At 63.8% G+C, this 20,717-nt stretch carries 18 protein-coding genes; 5 read left to right on the top strand and 13 right to left on the bottom strand.

What is annotated here, in order from left to right; genetic code table 11:
* Positions 1-221: 221 nt before the first annotated feature.
* The 10 genes from IPM16_21605 to IPM16_21560 form a co-directional block, all read right to left on the bottom strand.
* Positions 222-1,937, bottom strand: a complete 1,716-nt coding sequence (locus tag IPM16_21605; GenBank protein ID MBK9125701.1) for a cellulase family glycosylhydrolase — start codon at positions 1,935-1,937, stop codon at positions 222-224.
* Positions 1,938-2,021: 84 nt separating this feature from the next.
* The gene (locus IPM16_21600) at positions 2,022-2,429 is read right to left on the bottom strand and encodes a hypothetical protein (GenBank protein MBK9125700.1); all 408 of its coding nucleotides are present in this window, start codon (positions 2,427-2,429) and stop codon (positions 2,022-2,024) included.
* 63 nt (positions 2,430-2,492) lie between these two features.
* Positions 2,493-2,942, bottom strand: coding sequence for a hypothetical protein (locus tag IPM16_21595; protein ID MBK9125699.1), 450 nt, complete (start codon positions 2,940-2,942; stop codon positions 2,493-2,495).
* Between the two features lie 3 nt (positions 2,943-2,945).
* On the bottom strand, positions 2,946-3,362 hold the full coding sequence (locus IPM16_21590; GenBank protein MBK9125698.1) for a hypothetical protein: 417 nt from the start codon (positions 3,360-3,362) through the stop codon (positions 2,946-2,948).
* Between the two features lie 89 nt (positions 3,363-3,451).
* Positions 3,452-3,826, bottom strand: a complete 375-nt coding sequence (locus IPM16_21585; protein MBK9125697.1) for a hypothetical protein — start codon at positions 3,824-3,826, stop codon at positions 3,452-3,454.
* 73 nt (positions 3,827-3,899) lie between these two features.
* Positions 3,900-4,322 carry a hypothetical protein gene (locus IPM16_21580; GenBank protein ID MBK9125696.1) on the bottom strand — a complete coding sequence of 141 codons (423 nt, stop codon included), beginning with the start codon at positions 4,320-4,322 and terminating at the stop codon, positions 3,900-3,902.
* A 31-nt stretch (positions 4,323-4,353) separates the two neighbouring features.
* The gene (locus IPM16_21575; protein ID MBK9125695.1) at positions 4,354-4,797 is read right to left on the bottom strand and encodes a hypothetical protein; all 444 of its coding nucleotides are present in this window, start codon (positions 4,795-4,797) and stop codon (positions 4,354-4,356) included.
* 104 nt (positions 4,798-4,901) lie between these two features.
* On the bottom strand, positions 4,902-5,345 hold the full coding sequence (locus tag IPM16_21570; GenBank protein ID MBK9125694.1) for a hypothetical protein: 444 nt from the start codon (positions 5,343-5,345) through the stop codon (positions 4,902-4,904).
* Positions 5,346-5,462: 117 nt separating this feature from the next.
* On the bottom strand, positions 5,463-6,323 hold the full coding sequence (locus IPM16_21565; GenBank protein ID MBK9125693.1) for an MBL fold metallo-hydrolase: 861 nt from the start codon (positions 6,321-6,323) through the stop codon (positions 5,463-5,465).
* A complete protein-coding gene (locus tag IPM16_21560; protein ID MBK9125692.1) occupies positions 6,323-7,351 on the bottom strand; it encodes an isocitrate/isopropylmalate dehydrogenase family protein in 1,029 nt (342 codons plus the stop codon). Before IPM16_21560 ends, IPM16_21565 begins: the two co-directional genes overlap by 1 nt.
* A 251-nt stretch (positions 7,352-7,602) precedes the next feature.
* Between IPM16_21560 and IPM16_21555 the strand changes: the two genes are divergently transcribed.
* Together IPM16_21555 and IPM16_21550 are read left to right on the top strand one after the other, a co-directional pair.
* Positions 7,603-11,688 carry a transglycosylase domain-containing protein gene (locus tag IPM16_21555; protein ID MBK9125691.1) on the top strand — a complete coding sequence of 1,362 codons (4,086 nt, stop codon included), beginning with the start codon at positions 7,603-7,605 and terminating at the stop codon, positions 11,686-11,688.
* 165 nt (positions 11,689-11,853) lie between these two features.
* Complete coding sequence (locus tag IPM16_21550; protein ID MBK9125690.1) at positions 11,854-12,369, top strand: ClbS/DfsB family four-helix bundle protein; 516 nt, start codon at positions 11,854-11,856, stop codon at positions 12,367-12,369.
* A gap of 10 nt (positions 12,370-12,379) precedes the next feature.
* Here IPM16_21550 and IPM16_21545 read toward each other — a convergent pair whose 3' ends face one another.
* Entirely contained in the window at positions 12,380-12,847 is a 468-nt protein-coding gene (locus tag IPM16_21545; GenBank protein MBK9125689.1) for an NUDIX domain-containing protein, read from the bottom strand.
* Between the two features lie 96 nt (positions 12,848-12,943).
* Here IPM16_21545 and IPM16_21540 point away from each other — a divergent pair, with 96 nt between their 5' ends.
* Entirely contained in the window at positions 12,944-13,471 is a 528-nt protein-coding gene (locus IPM16_21540; GenBank protein ID MBK9125688.1) for a ClbS/DfsB family four-helix bundle protein, read from the top strand.
* A 451-nt stretch (positions 13,472-13,922) separates the two neighbouring features.
* Here the strand turns inward: IPM16_21540 and IPM16_21535 are convergent, their stop codons facing one another.
* Positions 13,923-16,490 carry a phenylalanine--tRNA ligase subunit beta gene (locus IPM16_21535; protein ID MBK9125687.1) on the bottom strand — a complete coding sequence of 856 codons (2,568 nt, stop codon included), beginning with the start codon at positions 16,488-16,490 and terminating at the stop codon, positions 13,923-13,925.
* Between the two features lie 11 nt (positions 16,491-16,501).
* Positions 16,502-17,536, bottom strand: coding sequence for a phenylalanine--tRNA ligase subunit alpha (pheS, locus tag IPM16_21530; protein ID MBK9125686.1), 1,035 nt, complete (start codon positions 17,534-17,536; stop codon positions 16,502-16,504).
* A gap of 598 nt (positions 17,537-18,134) precedes the next feature.
* On the opposite strand from pheS, the gene IPM16_21525 reads away from it, so the two are divergent.
* Positions 18,135-19,286, top strand: coding sequence for a hypothetical protein (locus IPM16_21525; protein ID MBK9125685.1), 1,152 nt, complete (start codon positions 18,135-18,137; stop codon positions 19,284-19,286).
* Positions 19,287-19,423: 137 nt separating this feature from the next.
* Positions 19,424-20,641 (top strand): anion transporter, encoded by a 1,218-nt coding sequence (locus IPM16_21520; GenBank protein MBK9125684.1) that lies wholly within the window; start codon positions 19,424-19,426, stop codon positions 20,639-20,641.
* The last annotated feature ends 76 nt before the right edge of the window (positions 20,642-20,717 follow it).

The following is a 20,717-nucleotide window of genomic DNA, read 5'->3' as shown; positions in this document are numbered from 1 at the left end:
TCCGTCGTTGTTGAGAATCACTAAAGCCGCCAATAGCGAGTAAGTATATGGTGACAATTCACGCCTGTATTCAGCGAGAAAGTGCAAAAAGGGACAAGCGGCTTTTAGCACAGTTGACTAAAAGACCACATACGAAACGGACCGACCGTGTGCAATTTGTCTGTTTTGTTGAATGAAGCGCGTTTGTTGTTGGAAATCGCCAGACCGCAAGGGAACGCGGCTCAGCTACCCCTGCTGCTGAAATGACGAAACACTTCAGGCGCAGGCGGTACACCGAGCACACGGCGCGCGGCCGGTGGCTGCAGCAGGATCAGGTTCATCCGGTCAATGTACACTTCTCCACCGCTGGTGCGATCCTTGATCACCAGCTTGGCGGCGTTGATCTTCTTGCTGGCGATGGTCACCAGCATTTGCGGGTTCAGCCAATGGTCGTACACCTCGTCGATGAACGTATGCGACGTGACCGACGGGGATTTGCCGTTGGTGTACGTCACCGACAGCTTGACGTTCACGTTGGTGAACGATGTCGCCGGCAGCAGGTCGAAGACGAGCTGAATCGCGTCGCCCTTCCCCGCACCGAGCAGCTTGAGCGCATCACCCGCCCATTTGAGCTTGACCTTGACGTCTTGGGTCGGCCCGCCGGTCAGCACGAGCGCGCACTGCTCGTCGTAGTACCCGCCGCCCAGTCCACAGAACGCCCCATCCCCATCGGAGACATTCTTGATCTTGAACGGCTCGAGCGGGTCGGCCGGGTCGTTGAAGCCGGCCTGCGTCGCTGTGAGAAACGGGGTTGCGGCCAGCGCCGCCGACGGGTCGAGGCCCAGCGCCGTCGCAATCGCCGGGTCGATGCGCGGCGGGGCCGGATCCTGCCGCACGAACAGCCCGAACGAATTGTCGTAATCCCACATCGACCACGCGATGCCGTTGGCTTCGAGCGCCGTCCGCACGTCGCGGATGAGTTCGGCGCGGTCGTCCTTGGGCGCGTACGTCTTCAACACGCCGAACTCGCCGGCGAGCAGCTTGACGTTGTTGGTCGACGCCCACGCCGCCGCGTCCGCGATGATGCCGGCGACCTTGGCCGCGTTCCAATTCGCGTTGCCATAATCCTCCAGCAATGCGCGCGCTCCGCCGATGTAATTGTTCAACAGCGGTGCGATGATCGCAGGGCTGGACGGATACGGGATACCGCCCAGCGGCTCGACGTCGGGACCCGCCCATGTCGCGCCTTGATGCGTGAACGCGAACGGCTCGTAGAAGTGGAACGTGTAGATCACGTTCGTGTCCGCCAGAGGCGTCAAGTCCATCAGCGTGTCGTAGCTGTTCCAGCGCGCCCCGCCGGCGATGATCGTATGATCAGGCGCACCGGTACGGATCGCCGCGGCGAGTCCGGCCTGAATCGGCGGCCAATCTCCCGGCGTGTCATAGAAGATCGGCTCGTTGAGGATTTCGAAGAAGACATCGTCGGCGCTGAAGGTCGCGGCCATGCTGGCGGCGAAGTCCTGCCAGAACGCGACGAATTTCGCTTCGAACGTCGGGTCGTTTTCCAACCACCATGAGAATCCGTCTTGATTCTCGTCGGTCGTATGAATGTCGACAACCGCCGCCAGCCCGGCATCCAGCACACGTTGAACTTGTGTCTTGAGCAGTGCCACGTTAGCGGCGTTGAGATGATCGCCCGCGTTTTCGTCATGGACGAACGGCAGATTGATCGGGATGCGCACGAACGTCACGCCGACCGCGGCCAGCGTGGAGAACTCCTCGTCGGAGTAGCGCGCCTCGATCCCCGCCTGCTCCCCCGGTCCGTACCAGAACCAGAACGGGAGGTTGATCCCTCTGGCAAGACGGGCGTAGCGTGCATCGGGGACACCGCGCGGCGCCTGCGCGACCGCCAATGAACCCAGCACAACCAGAAGCAGTACGATCCAAAGACGGCGCATTGACGCACTCCTCGCGAACGGCTTTCGGCTGATGTGATTCTATGACGGATTCGGAGTCGGCGCGGAGGACCCGGTCGAACTGGACTAGCGCCGCTTGCGGCCCTGCTCGTTCAGGAGCTGCTCGAACGACGCGACATCAGAAGCGCCACCGTCTTCAAGACGGTCGATCAGGCGCTGCTTCACCCGCTGGCGGAGGTCGTAGAGATCGTCCTCGTCGAGCAGGGCAAGCATCTCTTCTATGTTCTCGCCGCGCTTGGCCTTTCCGGCGGCTTCTTTGCGCTCGGAGTCCTTGGACGACGAGGACTGAACGGCGGCATTCGACCCACTGGTTATCGAACCGGTCGCGCCGGCGGCAATTCCGAGGATCGAGACAAGCAAGATCCAGCCGAAGAAATTGCCGCCCTGCACAAATTCCGTGTTCAGGGTCGTGACAAACAAGATGCCGGTGGTAATCCAAACAGCAAGGACGGCAACGACTTTTCCAGCGGTCATGGCAGCAAACTCATCCTCGAGCGGCGCGTATCTGAAGTATAGCGTCTTGCACGGTGTTCGTCGCTATCCGCGCTTCGCGCGCTGACGCGGTTCCGGTTCAGCTAGGAGATGTTCGAACGACTCGAATTCGGGTTGACCCGTCAGGTTGCGAATCCGCGCGCGCATCGCCTCGCGCAGTTCGGCGCGCAAATCGTCGAGATCGTTCTCGTTGAGCAGGTGCAGCATTTCGCGCAGGTCGCCCACTGATAGGTCGCTATTCTTGCGCGGTAGTGCAGTGGATGCCGGCACGCGTTTCGGCTCGAGTCCGAATTCGATATAGACTCTGGCGCGGGCGATCACCCGGCTTAAGAACACTGCTGCTGCAATCGCGATCGCCGTGACGATCAACGGAAGCCAAAACGAACTTCCGTTGCTTGTGCTGCGATTCACAGCCACTGCCATTGCGAACATCGCGGTAAGCCACACCATCACGATGGCGGTTGTCCGAAGTAGTCCGCCAGCCGTTACGCGCACGGCTTAGCGCCTCGCCTTGTGCTCTTGTTCGGCCAACAGCGAGTCGAGCGGCGTTAGCTCGCCCTCCCCGGCGCTGAGCATCCGTTCGCGCAGGCGCTGCTTCATCTCGGCGCGCAGTTCATCCAAATCGTCCGGCGTCAGCAGGCTCATCGGATCGGCAGACCTATCGTTTTTGGGCTTTTCCGAGGTACGCGCCGCAGTATCCCCGTCGCTCTTGCTAAACGCGCCCGGCACGAGGATCACGCCGGTGGAAATCGCGGCGGTGATGAACGCGGCGATGCCGATCGCGGCCAACGGCTCGAGATTGGAACTGCTCAGCGCCGACGTGCTCGCCGTGACCACGGCAAACGTCAGTACGCCGATCCAGATCAGGCCGACGACGATGTACTTCGCAATGGCTACCCACGGGGACTGAACCATAGTCGACTCGTTCGCTCTGACTGTTGATATGAGTATATCTACGTTGGCGCGCAAGCAAAGTTGCAGCGCGTTCCTGCTTGGCCGTTCAGTTACTTGGTCTGGCGCTTCGCCGTGTCGTCCTCGGCCAGCAGCGAGTCGAGCGTGCCCAGCTCGCCTTCGCCGCCGTCGATCAGCCGCTGCCGGATGCGCTCGCGGGCTTCCTGCCGCAGGTCTTCGAGGTCTTCCGGCGTGAGCAGCGCCATCGGATCGGCTGTCCGGTCATTCTTGGCTTTCGATGCCGCGTTCTGCTCTCTGGATCTTGCCGAATCGACCTGCGGCGACGCAATCGCCGCGGACGCGATTGCCGCGCAGATGAGTGCTGTGATGCCAAGCACGGTCTCAGATGGGCCCGCGAACAGGAGCGCGCCGATCCAGATCAGTGCGATCAACGCGTAACGCAAGATGATGATCAAGGTCTGGCTCATCGTCATGATCCTTTCCTGACATGAACCCACCGCGATCGATGACGGGGTGGTCTAACCTAACGCAGCAGACAGCTCACTTGCGCCTCTGCATCCGGTCATCCTCGGCCAGCAGCGAGTCAAGCGTGCTCAGCTCGCCGTCGCCGCCGTCGATCAACCGCTGCCGGATGCGCTCGCGCGCTTCGTGTCGCAGATCTTCGAGGTCTTCCGGCGTGAGCAGCGCCATCGGATTCGCGCTGTCCTCGTTCTTCGCCTTGGCCGCTTCGGCCACGGCCGAACCACGCTGCATCAGCCGCAGAAAATCTGGCGACGTGAGCGCCACTGTCGCCACTGCCGCCCCGACGAACGCAGCAAAGCCGATGCCTTCCAACGGCGAGGCGTCGACCGTGCCCGATGCCGTGCCCAACGCCGCAATCAGCGCGAACGCCAGCACGCCCAACCAGATGATCCCGATCACAAGGTATCGGAGTGCTGCAACCCATGGTGATTGATTCGTCATGTCCACGTTGTCCGGAACTCACTAAGCGCGCTCAGCCGCGCCGGCTCTTCTGTGCCCGCTCTGCGATCAACGCGTCAAGGCCGCCCAGTTCGCCATCCTGACCGGTCAACAGCCGTTCGCGAAGGTGCTGCTTGATCTCGAAGCGCAGGTCTTCCAAGTCCTCGTCGGTGAGAAGGTTGAGTGCGCTGAGCGTCAGTTGATCGTTCTTCGTCTTGTCGAGCGCCGTCTCGTCATGGTAGGCCGCCGACCGGCGCGCCGCGTCCGGCACACGCTCGATGATGATATACGTGGCGACCGCCGCAGACACCAGCGCGACGGCAAAGACAGGCAGCAGGTCGCTGAACGCCACCGACTCGGACAGCCCGGAAAATCCGACAATCCCGCTCATTCCGAGGATCAGGATGATCACGCACCCCCAGATCAACCCGACCAGATCGTTGCGCGATAGGCTGCTCGACGAATTCTCTTTTGACATTACAGGCTGCTCCGCGTGTTTCGAGGGAGAGGCGGGGCCGTACGACAGCGCGCCCGCTTACGTTGATATACGCGAGACCGGGTGGCAGGGTTGCGAGGACGGTGCTATTTACGTTGGCGCTGCTGCGACCGCTCGGCCAGCAGGTCCTCGAAGCTGCTCATTTCGGCGCCTTCTCCCGAAAGAAGCCGCGCGCGCAGATGCTGCTTGACCTCGGCACGCAGTTCTTCAAGGTCGTCCTCGGTCAGCAGACTGACCGGGTCGAGGCCCAGTTGATCGTTCTTGGACTTGGACTGGGCGACGCGACTGTCGACGCGTTGAGACTGCGCCTGCACCCCTGCACCGCTGTCTCGGCTCGTCGCGGCGATAATCGAGGTCGAAACCGCCGCGCCGATGACAGACAAGACCATCAACGGGAACACGTCCTGAAACGCGATCCCCGCATCGCTGAACACGCTGATGATCGCGGTCATCCCCATGCTGAAGATCAGCACGCCGAGCCAAATCACAGCGATTAGTGCATAGCGCGAGATCTGACTGATCGGGTTCATGGTCGTCACCACCCCTGTTCAGGCACGTCCATCCCAGTATAGCGCGAACTGGGCTTACGTTCGCAGGCTGGGCGCAGGTTTCTCGGCACGCATCACTTGATATTTCCGACGTCGCTCTTATGCGAACTCGACCGGCTCCGGCACGATGTGCATCTTGCCTTTGGGGTCTTCCGCCAGCCTGCCCGCCGGGCGCTGCGTGTCGTGCGGAAAGATCAGGAGCGCGTTGGTCTCCAGCGCCCACTGCTGCCAGCGGCGCTTGGTCTCTAGCGTCACCAGCGGCTCGACATCATACGCGGTCATCCACGCCAGCCGTTCGAAGTGCACCGCATAGCTCGCCATGTCGCATACGAACAGCACGTGCTTGCCGCCGCCTTCCAACCGCACCGACATATGGCCCGGCGTGTGCCCGCGCGTGATGTGACCCGTCACGCCCGGCGCCAATTCGACGTCGCCGTCCAACAGCCGAAGCTGGCCGGACTTATACAACGGCTCGTAGTTATACAACAGGTAAGTGGCGGCAGTGCGTTCGTTCGGGCGGATCGCGTCTTCGTATTCGCGGCGCTGTACAACGTATTCGGCATTCGGGAACGCCGGCCGGACGTTGCCAACCTCATCGAGCACCGTATTTCCGCCGCAGTGGTCGGAATGCAGGTGCGTGTCGATCACGAGGTCGATGTCCGCCGGCTGAACGCCGAGACGCGCCAGCGCGTCGATCAGGTCGCCGCGCGGGCGTTCAAAGCGCCAGTTGGCAAGCGCCTTCGCGTCCAGCTTGCGGCCCAACCCGGTGTCGATCACGATCTTGCGCCCGCCCGTTTCGACCAGCAGGTTAAGGTTCATCATCGGCACGCGATTGTCGTCGTCCGGCTGCAAGTAGTGTGACCACAAGACACGTGGCACCAGCCCGAACGCGCCCCCGGCGTCGACGTGAGTCACGCCGTCGTCAATGAAGTGTATCCGCAGGTCGCCGAGCGTGATCATTATCCAGTGCTCGCGCTGTGGGCTGTCACCAACTCGATGACCTTGTCCGCGAAGTCCTCGGTCCCGAGCGCGCCGCGGAGTTCGACATCGGCCGTGTGGAAGCCGTCGGTGATGGCCCGTGTGACGGCACTCTCGATGCGATAGCCGAGATCCGGCCGTTGGAAATGGTGGCGCAGCAGAAGCGCAACGCTGAGGATCGCGGCAGTCGGATTTGCGACGCCTTTGCCGGCGATGTCCGGCGCGGTCCCGTGGACCGGTTCGGCGATCGCCGCATCGTCACCCAAATTGAGCGCCGGTGCGAGGCCCAACCCGCCGCCCCACGCCGCGCCCATATCCGACAGGATGTCGCCGTACAGGTTACTGGTCAGGATGACGTCGAACCGCGTCGGCGACTTGACCATCCAGTAGGCGGCCGTATCGACCAACAGTTCGTCGGTCTCGATCTCCGGGTAGCGCTCGGCGATCTCAAACGCGACACGCCGGAACAGGCCGTCGCTCTTGGGCAGGACGTTCGCCTTGTGGACGATCGTGACGCGCTGCCGTTCGTTCTCCAGCGCGAGCTTGTATGCTCGACGTGCGACGCGTTCTGTCGCGGCCCGCGTGATGATCTTCTGGGCCACGCCGCTGTCGCCCGACTCGTCGACCGTCTCTGCGCCAGTGTAGAGGTCCTCGGTGTTCTCGCGCACGATAATGAAATCGACACCGGGCCGCGCCGTGGCAACCGGCAGGTAGCGCGTCGGGCGGATGTTGGCGTACGCCTTGAGCTGTTGACGCAGCGCAATGATCGGGGAATAGTAGCCTTCGACATGAAACGACGGCGACTCCGCGGCGCCAAACAGCACCGCGCGGGTCTGCTCCGCGATCCGGCGCGTTTCCTCCGGCAGCGGCGTCCCCGTACGTTGAAGTGTTTCGAAACCGGCCTCGGCCGGAATAACGTCGAGTTCCGGCACCAGCGCTCTCAGGACGCGTACGGCGGCCGGAATGACTTCATGGCCGACGCCGTCCCCTTCAATCACGCAAAGCTGCATAGTCCGCATCCCCACCTGTCTGCCCAAACGCAAGAAGCATGCTGGGAATAAAGGGGCGCGCAGGGGGCCCGGGATGACACAGCAAATAATTCGCCTCTATGTCGTTACGATTGTGTCACACCGCGCGGCAAAAGTCCAACGACAACGGTGAGCGCAGGGTGCGCGCGTTTGCGCGGGATGTGCTAGGCAGTATACTTAACGGCACGGGCCGACGTGCCCTATTCTCGCTTGCAACCTCGGGGCAGCTACCCATGTCTGATGCCTACACCGACGACTCGAACGCCAAGCGCGGGTGGACCACTCCCGACGAGGGGACGACTCCGGCGCCTGAGGAACAAGCGCAGGCCAAGGGTTGGAAAGTATCGGCGCTGCCTCAAGACATGGCCGAAGTGCCGGACACGCCCGGCGGTTGGCACCGCCCGCGCCCGGCCGACACGACTCTAACACCGACCGACGAGGCGATCTTGATCGTGCTGCCGGGCGAACCTGAAACCGCCCCGGCCGACGCGACGCCTGTCGCCCCGGAAGACCTGCCGCCGGCGCTCTCGCCCGAAGATGCGCTGCAGACCTTGCCCGGTGACGAACCGGAGACTGCGGCCGAGTCGGTCGAGGTTTTCGATTCGACGCCGCTGTCGCCTGAAGATGCGCTCTCGATGGTCTCCTTGATGGACGATGAAGACGAGGAGGAAGCCGGCGTCCGTACCGAGTTGTTGGCGCTGGACATGCTCGCCGGCGACGAGGCCTCAACTGATACGACCGAGGACGCGCCAGCCGCAGAAGGCGTGGAAGACCCCGCCGAGGTCGCGCGCCGCAAACTTGCCGAACTCGAAGCCGCATCGAAGGAAGGCGGCACGACTTACCTCGCGCCGGAAGCTGAGCCGGAACCCGCGCAAGAGGCGCCGAGCCTGACCAGCGCGGACATGCGCCGCGAAGAGCTGGCGCGCCGATTCGCCACGCAGCAGGAAGAGATCGCGCATCTGCGCACGCTGTATCAGCAGAACACCATCAACGCCGAGCAGTTTGAAGCCGAGCTGCAAGCCCGGATGATCTTGGACGACGATCAGATCTGGTGGCGCATGGGCGCCGACGACGCGCAGTGGTACAAGTTCGTCGACGAGCAGTGGGTGCCGGCCATTCCGCCGCTGCCTGAGGCGGCACGGGCCGCGCTGTCGACCGACAGGTTCGGCGCGGATGTGTACGACTCGACCCTGCCCTACCTGCCCGACAGCGGCGTGCAAGTCGAAGTGTCCAGCCCGGGCGATACCGTCATGTCCGCGGGCTATACGCCGCTGCCATCCGAAGCGCCGACTAATCTCGACGGCACGGTCGTCGGCCCGGCGGCCTACCGCGAGACGCTCGATGCAGGCGTGACCCAACCGGGCGCGACTGTCCGCACCGACGTATCGTCGTTGGGCTACGGCAGCAGCGCAAGCATCGAATCGGCGATCGACGAAACGATGCCGCCGCAGATCGATGCGGTGCCGGTCGGCGAGCTGGCGTATCAGGCAGAACAGCGCCAGCGCAGCGCGGCCGCACGCACCGGCGTGTTGATCCTAGTCGCGGTCATCGCGCTGTTCCTGATTGCCGGCGCGCTGATCCTGTTCCTCGCAAACGGGTGGTACAGCGGAATCGTCAGCAGCTACGAACCGCAGATCGCCGGATTGGCTGCCTATGCGCCGGAGTTCCAGACCGTCGTAATTCAGGACGCCGCCGGGCGAGAGATCGCGCGGCTGTCCAACAGCGGCGACCGGCGCGAGGTCGAACTTAACCAGATCAACCCGTACTTGATCCACGCAGTTATCAGTACGCGCAACCCGACCTTCTACACCGACCCGGGCTGGGATACCGGCAAGACCCTCAGCACGTGGTTCCGCAGCCTCGGCGGCAGCGCGGCCGAGCCGCAGCGCACGATCACCCAACTGGTCGGCGAGAATCTCGTCCTCGCCGCACAGCCGCGCGCCAGCACCCCGCTCGATCTGGTGGTGGTCGCGGGCGAGATGAGCCAGCGCTACAGCAAAGACTTCATCCTCGGACTCTTCCTCAACGAATTCTCGTTCGGCAACAACAGCTTCGGGGCCGAGGCCGCCGCGCGTTTCTACTTCAACAAAGCCGCTGCCGACCTCAACCTGCCGGAAGCCGCGCTGCTGGCCGCCATCATGGAAAACCCGACCGGCATCGACCCGGTCACCAACCCCGGCATCATCAAGCCGGCCATCGAAAACGTGTTCGCGCGTATGGCAGCCATCGGCTGTCTGGATATTCCCGGCCGCGGGCGCACGTGCGTCAGCGAGGCCGACTTCAACACGCCGCAAGTCGTCCGCCAGAAGGCCAACGTCGAGCTAGAACGCTACGAGCCGCGCGAACTGGTCACGCGCTACCCGCACTTCGTCAATCTCGTCCGCCAGCAGCTTGAGGCCGTCTTCGGCCAAGAGCTTTACCGCCGCGGCTTCACGGTGCGCACGACGCTGGAAAGCACCGCGCAGAACCTCGCCGAGGACTTGCTGCGCGCCCGCCTGCAGGAGTTGAACGGGACCGGCATCACGGTCGGCGCGGTCATGTGGACGGACCCGGCCACCGGCGCAGTGCGCGCGTACGTCGGAAGCCCGAACTACGATGACCCGCTCATTCAGGGCCAGCGCGACTACGCCCGCGAATATTTGCAGCCCGGCGGCGCCATCGCCCCGATCGTGTACGCCACCGCCTTCGAGGGCATCGACCGCAACGGCAACGGCTCGGTCGACTTCGGCGACTACACCACCGCGGGTCATCTGGCTTGGGACGTGCCGGCGCAGTATCCCGGCACTAGCGCACAACCCGCGTTCTCGCCGCAGAACATCAACGGCGCGTACTACGGCCCGATCACCGTGCGCGAGGCGCTCGTCAACCAGCTTGCGCCCGCCACCACGCGCATCTATCAGGAATACGGCGATGCGGCGTTCGTCGCAATGGCCGAGAAGATGGGCATTTCGTTCAACAGCGATGCGGTGTTCGGCTTGCCCACGGCGGTCGGCAATACGCCGGTGCGCTTGCGCGACCTGATGACCGCATACGGCACCATCGCCAACGGCGGCGTGCGCCGGACGGTCTATATCATCGGCGGGATTACCGACAGCGATGGCGTCACGGTCGAACTGCCCGAATTGATCAAGCCGCCGGAAGAACGCGTCCTGCCTGCGCAGATCGCTTTCCTGCTGCAAAACATCCTCAGCGACGACCTATCTCGGTTCACCAATATGTTCCCGCGCAACAGCGCCCTTACGCTGGGAGGGCAGCCCAGCCAGAACTTCGTCGGCGCGGTCGCGTCCACCAATCAGGCGCGCACCAGCCTGTGGACGCTCGGCTTCACGACCAATGCCGTCGTCGGTGTTTGGCTCGGCACGCCGGACAGCAATGTGGTCTTCACCAACCAGACCGGGTTCACGGCTGCGGCCCCGCTATGGAATAGCGTCATGCGCACGATGCTGGCGGGGATCAGCGGCCAGAGTCAGCCACGGCCGTTCCCCGACCCCGGCAACATGTCGGTACTGGCTATCTGCGCGGCGACCGGAACAGTCTACGAGCAGGGCATCTGCCCCGGACCGGGACGCAGCGAATACTTCGCGCAGACGCGTCAACCGCTGCCCGTCGCGCTCGGGCCAGTGGCGCGCGTTACCATCAACAGCTGGACAGGCCTGCGCGTCAGCCAGTACTGCAATGCCCCTGAAGATCAAATTCAGGCGGCTTTCTTGAACAGCAGCGACCCGTTCATCATCGCCTATCTGCAGAGCGCGCAGGGCCAAGCGTTCGCCCAGCGTCTGGGCCTGACCGAGGTCACCGCCGCGCCGACCGCCGAATGCGACGTCAACACGCAGGTGCCGACTCTCGTACTGAACGGACCGACGACATCGCCGGTGCAGGGCAGCGTGCAGATCACCGGCCAAGTTGCTGGCACTGCCAACTTCAACCGCTGGCAGCTTGAGGTCTCCGCGCCCGGATCGTCGACATTCGACTTGCTGCCGGGATTCCCAAGGCAGACGCAGGAACCGGTGCCGGGCGCGGTACTGGCGACATGGGATACGATCGGACGGCCCGATGGCGCGTACACGATGCGTCTGATCGCCTTCAGCAACGAGGGCGGCTATATGATCCGCACGCAGACGTTCAACGTCGACAATCCCGATCCAACGCCGACGCCGCAGCCCACGCTGCTCCCAACGCAGTTCCCGACCTTTGCGCCGATCGAGACGTTCCCGCCGGCAGGAACCTTCCCGCCTGCGTTCACGTCTCAGCCCGCCGAACCCGGGTTCACACCGCTGCCGTTCGACCCGGTCGCGACGTCGACGCCGGACCCGTTCTAACCGACGCTCTGACCAGCGGCTCGGCAGCATTCGCGCCCGGTCGCTCGGAGCCATCGGGCAACTTGACGCATCACCTTCGAGATCACGCGCCGCGATGAGTGCCATCGCGGCGCATCGTCTATCGTCATCGCCGGCACATGCCGCGCACGTCAAGGAGAGAGAGCCATGAACGACAGCGATCCCAGAAGCAAAGCCGACGTGCTGGACGCAATCGACCGCGGATGGACCGCGCTCACGACATTCCTTGAGCCACTTACCGAGGAGCAAATGACGGTGCCGACCGATGCCGCCGGATGGACGGTCAAGGATCATCTCGTTCACATCGTGATCTGGCTTCAGACCGTGCCCGCGCTGGTAGAGAGTCGTTCGCTGGCCGCCGCCCTCGAAGTGACCGAGGAGACTTACCGCGAGGGCTACGAAGCCGTCAACACCGAACTCCATCGGCGGTTTCAGCATGTCTCGCTGGACGAAGTGCTTCAGCGACTGCACGATACCCACGAGAGCGCACGTGCGCGCCTTGAGCAGATGGACGATCAGGACTTCTTCAAGCCGTTCAACCACTATCAGCCAACGTCTGCGCGCACCGATCCGGTCGTACGCTGGATCATGGGCGACACGGCGGATCACTACGTCGAACACATCCCGTGGATGCGCGATATCGTCGACAGCTATCCGGGTTGATCGGACGGAATCAGCCGCCTAGCCGGCCGGCATACCATGCCAGCATGGCACGGCTGAACGCACCCAACTCGCCATCCAGTGGCGCAATACCGTCCCACAACATCATGCGCGAACATTCGGCGCTGGGCACGAACGGCTGCACCGCACCGATCGACGCGCCGTAAATGGCGCCGTACACCTCGACGCCACCGCGCGTGACCAGCTTGATACGCAGGAATCCGATACGTTCCAGCGACACGACCACCTGACTGGCCTCTTCCCACAACTCGCGGGCGGCGCAGTCGTCCAGTGTTTCACCGGGTTCAAGGCCGCCGCCGGGGATCTCCCATTGGTTGCGCTCGGCATTGAAGATCAGCAGCGTATGCCGATCGCGTTCGACGATCGTCTGTGTAAACGTGACGGGAATCGCGGGATCGAGCGCAGTATCGACACCGACGATTTCGATGAGTTGGTTGCCTTTGTGGCTGACAACAATCACGAGATTCCTCCGTTTCCCCCTGCCCGGATTATACGGAACGTCGTACGATTCGGATCCAATCTCGCACCAATACCACCCATAAACGGGGCGCCTGCCATGACGGACATCAACACGAAAGCAGCAATACTCGGGCAGATCGACACCCATTGGAACCTCCTGCAGCAGTACCTCGGGCAGCTCACCGACGTCCAACGCGCTCAACGCACCGACGCCGCCGGGTGGACGGTCAAGGACCACGTGATGCACCTCGCTGCGTGGCAGGACAGCCTACCCGCGCTCCTCGACGGCATGTCGCGCCCGCACGTGCTGGGCGTTCCGATCGAGCTGTGGGACGCGGCATGGAGCGGCAGCGACGAAACGGGCTGGGACGCCGTCAACGCAGTCATCCAGCGGCGCTATCGTGATCGCTCATGGGACGACGTGATGACCGCATTTGCGGAAAGCCGGCAGCGTGTCCTCGATCGCCTTACCGCGATGGCCGACGACGACTTGATGCTCCCCTATCGGCACTATCAGCCGGACAGCACGATCGAGGTTCCGGTCGCACACTGGTTCCGCATCGCCACCTACGAGCACTACGAAGAACACCTGCCGTGGATCAAGGCGATTGCCGAGGGGAAGTGATCAGGAGACAGTTGTCAGAGGACAGTGGTCAGTTGTCAGGAATCGGGGTGTCAGCGTATACCAACAACAAGGGTTGTAGGGGCGAGCCGCTGGCTCGCCCGCCTTGCCCGGCCTCACCCCGCGTCAAGGCGCTCCGCCGCCCGTTAGCGATGCACCTCACCCCAAACCCGTCACCCGAGGAGAGGGGCTTTAGGATGCTGCGCGTGTGGTTCTCCCCTCTTCCGGCGTAAAGACCGGGGACATAGGTAACACAGCGTTCGGAGACATGGGTAACACTTTTTGGCAAGGCGGAGCAGCAGCAGTAACCGCGATGTCACGCCTATCGTTCTCCCCTCTCCTCGGGAGAGGGGCCGGGGGTGAGGTCCGTATGAGGGCCCAGGGGTGAGGTTCGCAGGGGAAACGAAGGGGGCGAGGTTCCCTTTCCCCTTCCCCCTTCCCCTTTTCCCTCTCTCTACCCTCGAAGCTGCGCGTCGAACGCCTTCTGCGCCGCTTTGACGATCTTCTTGCGGACCGCCGCTACTTCGGCGTCGGACAGCGTACGGTCTTCGGCCTGATACACGAGGCTGAACGCCAAGCTCTTGTGACCTTGCGGCACGCTGGCCCCGGTGTACACGTCGAACAGCCGCACCGACCGCAGCAGATCGCCGCCGGACTGCTCGATCAGCGCATGCAGATCGCCGGCAGGCACCGAATCGCGCACGATCAGCGCGATGTCCTCGTACACCGGCGGAGTCGTCGGCACCGCCGACGTGCGGTACAGCGCCTGAACGGCCTTTTGGATCCGTTCGAGGTCGAACTCGCCGGCCATAACCGGCACGTCGGCTGGCAGTTCGAAAGCCCGCACCACCAGCGGGTGCAGCTCGCCGAAATGCCCGACTACGTCACCGTCGATCGTGATGGTCGCCGACCGGCCCGGGTGCAGCGACGGTCCGCCCTGCGCCTTGAGCGACCACGCCGGAATGTGCAAGCCGCGCAGCAGTCCCTCTACGACGCCTTTGATGTCGTAGAAATCGGCCGGTGGCGCCTCCTGTCGCGAGAAGTGATCGGGCTGGCGCGGGCCGGCCAGAACGATCGCCAGCCGGCTCGGCTCGTCGGGAAGCTGCTGCCCTTCGATGCGGAAGTAGGCCGACCCGATCTCGAACACCGCCTGATGCGACGTGTGGCGCAAGTTGCTGCGCACGGCATTCAGCATGTTGGGTAGAAGGGAGTGGCGCAGCACCGTCTTGTCGGGCTGAATCGGGTTCGCGATCCGCACGTAGCCGGCGCCATTCGGCACATTCAGTCCAGCATGACCCGACCCGCCCCGCGGGACGAGAAGCGCTTCCGCTTCCGGCGTGGTGAACCGATGCGTGATGTTCTCCTGCAATCCGAGCGCCACCAGTACGTCGCGCACCTGCTCTTCGCGGTCAAGTGACACGTTCGACCACTGCTCGGGCAGCGTCTCGTCCATCAGCGTCGTTGGCAGGTTATCGAGGCCGATAATCCGCGCGATCTCCTCGATCAGGTCGGCTTGGCCGATCACCGAGTCGTCGCTGATGTCGGTGCGGTGATCGGGCACGACCGCGACCAGCGAGTCGGCGCGCAGCGTGACGTCGAACTGCAGCCGCGCGAGGATGTCGGCCGCCTGCTTGATGCTGACCGCCATGCCGGTCAGGCGCTTAATCTCCGTCTCGTACAGCGTGATGGCGATATGCGGCGCCGGCTTGGCGACCACGTCCACCAACCCGCTGCTGACGGTTCCGCCGCCGAGCTGCCGCATCAGTTCGATGCCGCGCCGGACGCCGATCTCCGCCTGTGCTTGATGCACGCCGCGACTGAAGCGGGTGCCAGCTTCAGTGAACACCTTGTGCTGCTGCATCGTGCGCCGGATGTTGATGAAGTACCAGTTGGCCGCTTCGAGCAGCACGTTGGTCGTGCCGTCGCTGATCTCCGTTTCGGCGCCGCCCATGACGCCGGCAAGGCCGAGCACGCCCGCCGTGTCGCAGACGAGTTCGTTGTCGGTCGTCAGCTTGCGCACCTGCCCGTCGAGCGTTTCCAGCGTTTCGCCGGGGCGCGCCCGCCGCGTGATGATCGTCGGGACGGCACCGCCCGCGCGTTCGACCAGCTTGTCGTAGTCGAACGCGTGCAGCGGCTGACCGCTTTCGAACATCACGTAGTTGGTCACGTCGACGATGTTGCTAATCGGACGTTGGCCAATCAGCTTTAGACGCCGCTGCAGCCACTCCGGTGACGGACGAATGGTCGTGCCCATCAGCAGCGCGGCGGTGAAGCGCGGGTTGAGTTCGGCGTCCTCGATCAGGATTTTCACCGATTGGGCGATGTCCGGCCCCGCCATCATCACGTGCGTGCTGGGCGCGCGCAGCGGCTTGTCCAGCAGTGCCGAAATCTCGCGGGCGACGCCGACTACGCTGTAGCAGCGCGCCAAGTTCGGCGTGAGTTCGACTGTGAGCACCACGTCGCCGAACACATCTTGCAGCGGTGTCCCGACCGGCTTGCCAGGGTCTTCATGCATGAGGATCACGCCCTCGTGCTCGTCGCTGATGCCGAGTTCCTTCTCGCTGCACACCATCGATTTGTTATAGATGCCGCGCAGCGGGCGGCCCTTGAGGATCATCCGCTTGGGGGTGTCGCTGTGGCCGTCCCAAACTTCCGCGCCTTCCAGCGCGATGATCGTCCACAGCGGCGCTTGCAGCGGGCCGATGCCCTTGTACTCGAACAGGTTCGGCGCGCCGGTGACGCACTGTTCCGGCTCCGCCGAGCCGTAGTCGACAATCGCCAACACGAGGCGGTCGGCGTCGGGGTGCGGCTTGACTTCGAGGATGCGCGCCAGCTTGATGCGCTCGCGGTCCCACACCAAATGGTCGCTCGGAGGGACCTGAATGCCGGGGATGTGCTGCTGCGGGACGCCGATGTACGTCAGCGTCGCCTCGATGCCGGCCTTCGTCAGGCGGTCGGCCAACACCTCGGCCGGCACGTCGATGTCGACCAGTTCCTTCAGCCATGAAAGTGGTATCTGCATGTCGTCAGCCCCTAGAACTGTTCGAGGAAGCGCGAGTCGTTGGCCCAGAAGTTGCGGATGTCGGTGATGCCGTGCTTGAGCATGGCGATGCGCTCCGGCCCCATACCGAATGCGAAGCCCGACCACTCCGCCGGATCGTAACCGCCGTTGCGCAGCACAACCGGGTGAATCATGCCGCTGCCGGCGATCTCAAGCCAGCCCGTGTACTTGCACACGCTGCACCCTTCGCCGCCGCACAGGAAGCACTCGATGTCGATCTCCATGCTCGGCTCGGTGAACGGGAAGTACGACGCGCGGTAGCGCACTTTGGCGTCCGGCGAGTACATCTTGCGGGCGAACTCGGCCACCGTGCCCTTGAGATCGCTCATGGTGATGTTGCGGCCGACGGCGATGCCTTCGACCTGATAGAACTGTGCCTCGCTGCGGTTGGTAATCTGCTCGAAACGGTAGCACATGCCCGGCAGCACGACACGGATCGGCTTGGTGCCGCCGCCGCCCAGCTCGTGCATCGCGCGGATTTGCCCAGCCGACGTGTGCGTGCGCAGGATGACGTCGGGATCGGTCGTGTAGAACGTGTCCTGCATGTCGCGCGCCGGATGGTGCGGCGGGAAGTTGAGCAGCGTGAAGTTCATGTCGTCGGTTTCGACGTCGCGGCTGCGGTACACGCTGAAGCCCATCTCCGCCCAGATTTCGTTGAAGCGGCGCAGCGTCTGCGTGGACGGGTGAAGCCGCCCCATCGCGGGCTGGCGCCCCGGCAGCGTGACATCCAGCGCCCCGCCTTCCAGATCGGCGGCCATCTCGATGTCCTGTACGAGCAGTTCGCGCGCGGCATACGCCTCGTCGAGCGCCGCCATGACTTCGTTGGCGCGCTTGCCAAACACCGGGCGCTCCTCGGCAGCCAGTCCGCCGATCCCGCGCAGCAGTTGGCTGACCGCGCCCTTTCCTCCGATGTAACGCGACTTCCACGCCGTCAGCGCGGCGCTGTCGCGCACCTCGGCCAGCTCGGCTTGCGCCTGCTGGTGTACCGACTCTAGTTTCTCCAGCATGAACCCTCCTCAATCGAGCGGTTGAAATCGCCGGACGGCGGAGGGAAAACGAAAACGCCCGCCCCGGCCGACGATTCACGTGCAAGCAGGGACGAGCGTGTCATGTGTGTCGCTCGCGGTACCACCCTGATTGGCCGCGGCTTTTGCACCGCGCCCCACTCATTGGCCCCGATAACGGCGGGCAAACCGGGCTTGTCTAGTTGACAGTTATCAGTGGTCAGTCGTCAGTGCCCAACGAACCGGATTAGGCTCTGCCCCGACAACTGATTTCTGACGACTGATAACTCTCGTTCAACGAGCCAGCGATAGGACGGACGGGCCGTCCACTTTGGGGGTGAATTCCGCGCCTGCCTCCGCGACCGCTTTCAGCCTGTGACGGTCGCTCTCTGGCGAGTCAGTGCGCGCGCGGACTGTCCCCCGCAACGCTGTTGGAACCATGATACGGACGCTGAGGTTGTGCTGTCAAGCGGCGAGACGGACTCCGGTGCCCCCAACGCGTGATCGCTTTTGTTGAAACATTCACGTTGGCTCAACGGTGTAACACGTATCATTCAAGACATGCCGGCCCTTAGCGACACGGCACGTTAGGAGTATCGCAATGATCCGAATTCTCATGCGTATCATGTTGGTTATGGCGACTGGGGCACTGCTGGTCGGCATCACCGCCGCACAGGACGACTCGACCGCCGAGATCAGCGTCGTCAAGTCCGTCTCGTCGGATGGCGGCACGACGTGGCACGACGCCCAAATCGCGCCGGGACTGATCGTGTCTGCGGGCGACCCGCTCTCCTACTTGATCCAAATCGCAAACACCGGCGATGAGACTGTCACCGGGCTGTCGTTGGTCGACACGCTGCTGGACGCGTCGACCTGCACGCTGCCCGAATCGCTCGAACCTGACGAGCTGACCGAATGCGTGCTGGGTCCGATCGCCGCCGCGGACGGCCAAACCGTCAACACCGTGCTGGTCACCGCGCAGGCGAATGGAACCACGCTGACCGCGACCGACTCGGCGTATGCGTTCGCTGGCTCCATCGCGCTGGTCCGGATCGAGAAGCTCGTCGGCGTGGGCGGCGCGTGGTTCTCGGCGGACAATGAACCCGGCCTCGCCGTGACTACCGAGTCCGAGGTGCAGTTCCGCATCATCGTCACCAACGACGGGACCGAGACGCTCACCGACATCGTGCTATCCGACAGCATGGTCAGCCTCGAGTCGTGCGTCATCCCTGCCGAACTGCCGCCCGGGTTGAGCTTCGAGTGCGTCGTCGGCCCGATTTCGCCTGAGGACGAAGGCCAGCAGGTGAACATCGCCACCGTAACCGCGATGGCTGGCGACACTCCGGTCACCGCAAGCGACGAGGCGCACTTCGTCGTCTCCGAGGCCGACGACGACATCGTCATCATCATCGAAGGGCCGATCGAGGCCATCGACGGAAACATCATCATCATCTTCGGCATTTCAATTGAACTCGACCCTGACGACCCGATGCTGACGGTGATCCGTATCGGTGACATCGTCCGCATCGACGGCACGTCCGGCGACGGCGGGATCATCATTGCGGTGATCATCATCGTCGTCGATGTCGATATTTACATCGGTGACTTCCCCGACGATGTCTACCGCGACGATGGCGAGTGCGGCAATCCGCCGCCGCCGTGGGCGCCCGCGCATGGCTGGCGCCGCAAGTGTCAGGGCGTGAGCGTCACACCCGGCGCTCTGCCGCCCGGCCTGCGCAAGAAGTTCAAGTAGGACCAGCCAGTTCGCAGTCCCGCGAAGGCGCTCGTATCACACCGAGCGCCTTCGTCGTTTTCCGTCCCTTGCGTCAACGTCACGCACCTCGCTACTGATCGCCGCCCGTGCTCCGACCGCACCTGTGGAGGCTCCCCATTAGCACCCTTCAGATCGTCACGTTGATCGTGGTGACAGCAGCGTATGCGGCAATCGCGGTCGGGAGCGTGCCGCGGCTCGCCATGAATCGCGCCACCATCGCGCTCGTCGCGTCGGTCGTTCTGGTGCTGATCGGGGCCATCAGCGAACAGGATGCGCTAGGCGCGATCGACCTCGGCACCATTCTGCTGCTCGGCGCGATGATGGTCATCAACGTCCATTTGCGGCTGGCGGGGTTCTTCCGTTTCGTGGCAAGCCGGACCCTTCGCCTGGCACGGACTCCGGCCATGCTGCTCGCGCTGGTGATCGGCGCGTCCGGCGTGCTGTCTGCGTTTTTCCTCAACGACCCCATCTGCCTGATGGTCACCCCGCTGGCCATCGACATCGTGCGGCGCTTCGGTCGTCGCCCGCTGCCGTACCTGATCGGCATAGGTGTCGCCGCCAACGTCGGGTCGGTGGCGACCATCACCGGCAACCCGCAAAACGTCATCATCGGGCAGGCCAGCGGCATCGGCTATCTTGACTTCGCCTCCGCGCTTACGCCCGTGGCGCTGGTCGGTCTGGCGATCAGTTGGGCGGTGATCGTCGTGATGTTCCGCGACGAATTCCGCGGGACGCTTGCCGCCGCCGAACTGCCCCCTCCCCGGCCGTATACGCCGCTGCTCAACCGCGTACTGGCGATCGTCGTCCTGCTGTTTGTGCTGTTCCTGATCGGCGTGAGCGTCGTGACCGCCGCCTGCGCCGCAGCGGGCTTGCTACTGATCTCGCGCCTGCGCCCGGCCAAGCTGCTCGCGCTCGACTGGGAACTGCTAGCGTTCTTCGCCGGTCTGTTCGTCGTCACCGGCGCCATAGAGTCGGCCGGACTGGGCGAGGTCGTGTTTGGCGCGCTGCGCCCGCTGATCGAAGGCGGCACAGTCCCGCTGACGCTGACGACCGGCGTATTGAGCAACCTCGTCTCGAACGTGCCGGCGGTGCTGCTGATGCGACCCGAAGTCGCCGCACTGCCCGATGCACGCCACGCGTGGCTCACGCTGGCGATGGCGTCCACGCTGGCCGGCAACCTGACACTGCTCGGCTCTGCGGCGACGCTGATCGTCGCGGAAGTGGCGCGCGGCATGCGCGAATCGTTGGGCTTCATGCCTTTTCTGAGGGTCGGCGTGCCGGTGACGCTGCTGACGATTGCGTTCGGCGTGCTTTGGCTGGAGATCATCCGCTGAGCCCGCATTGGACTGTGACACCGCAGCATGCCGCGTTACACTGGCACGCCTATCAACCCGTGCCATCACCCACTGC

Source organism: Candidatus Flexicrinis affinis, from assembly GCA_016716525.1.
Lineage (GTDB): Bacteria > Chloroflexota > Anaerolineae > Aggregatilineales > Phototrophicaceae > Flexicrinis > Flexicrinis affinis.
Note: the sequence above shows the minus strand (reverse complement) of the source record. Positions and strands in the feature narration are given on the sequence as shown.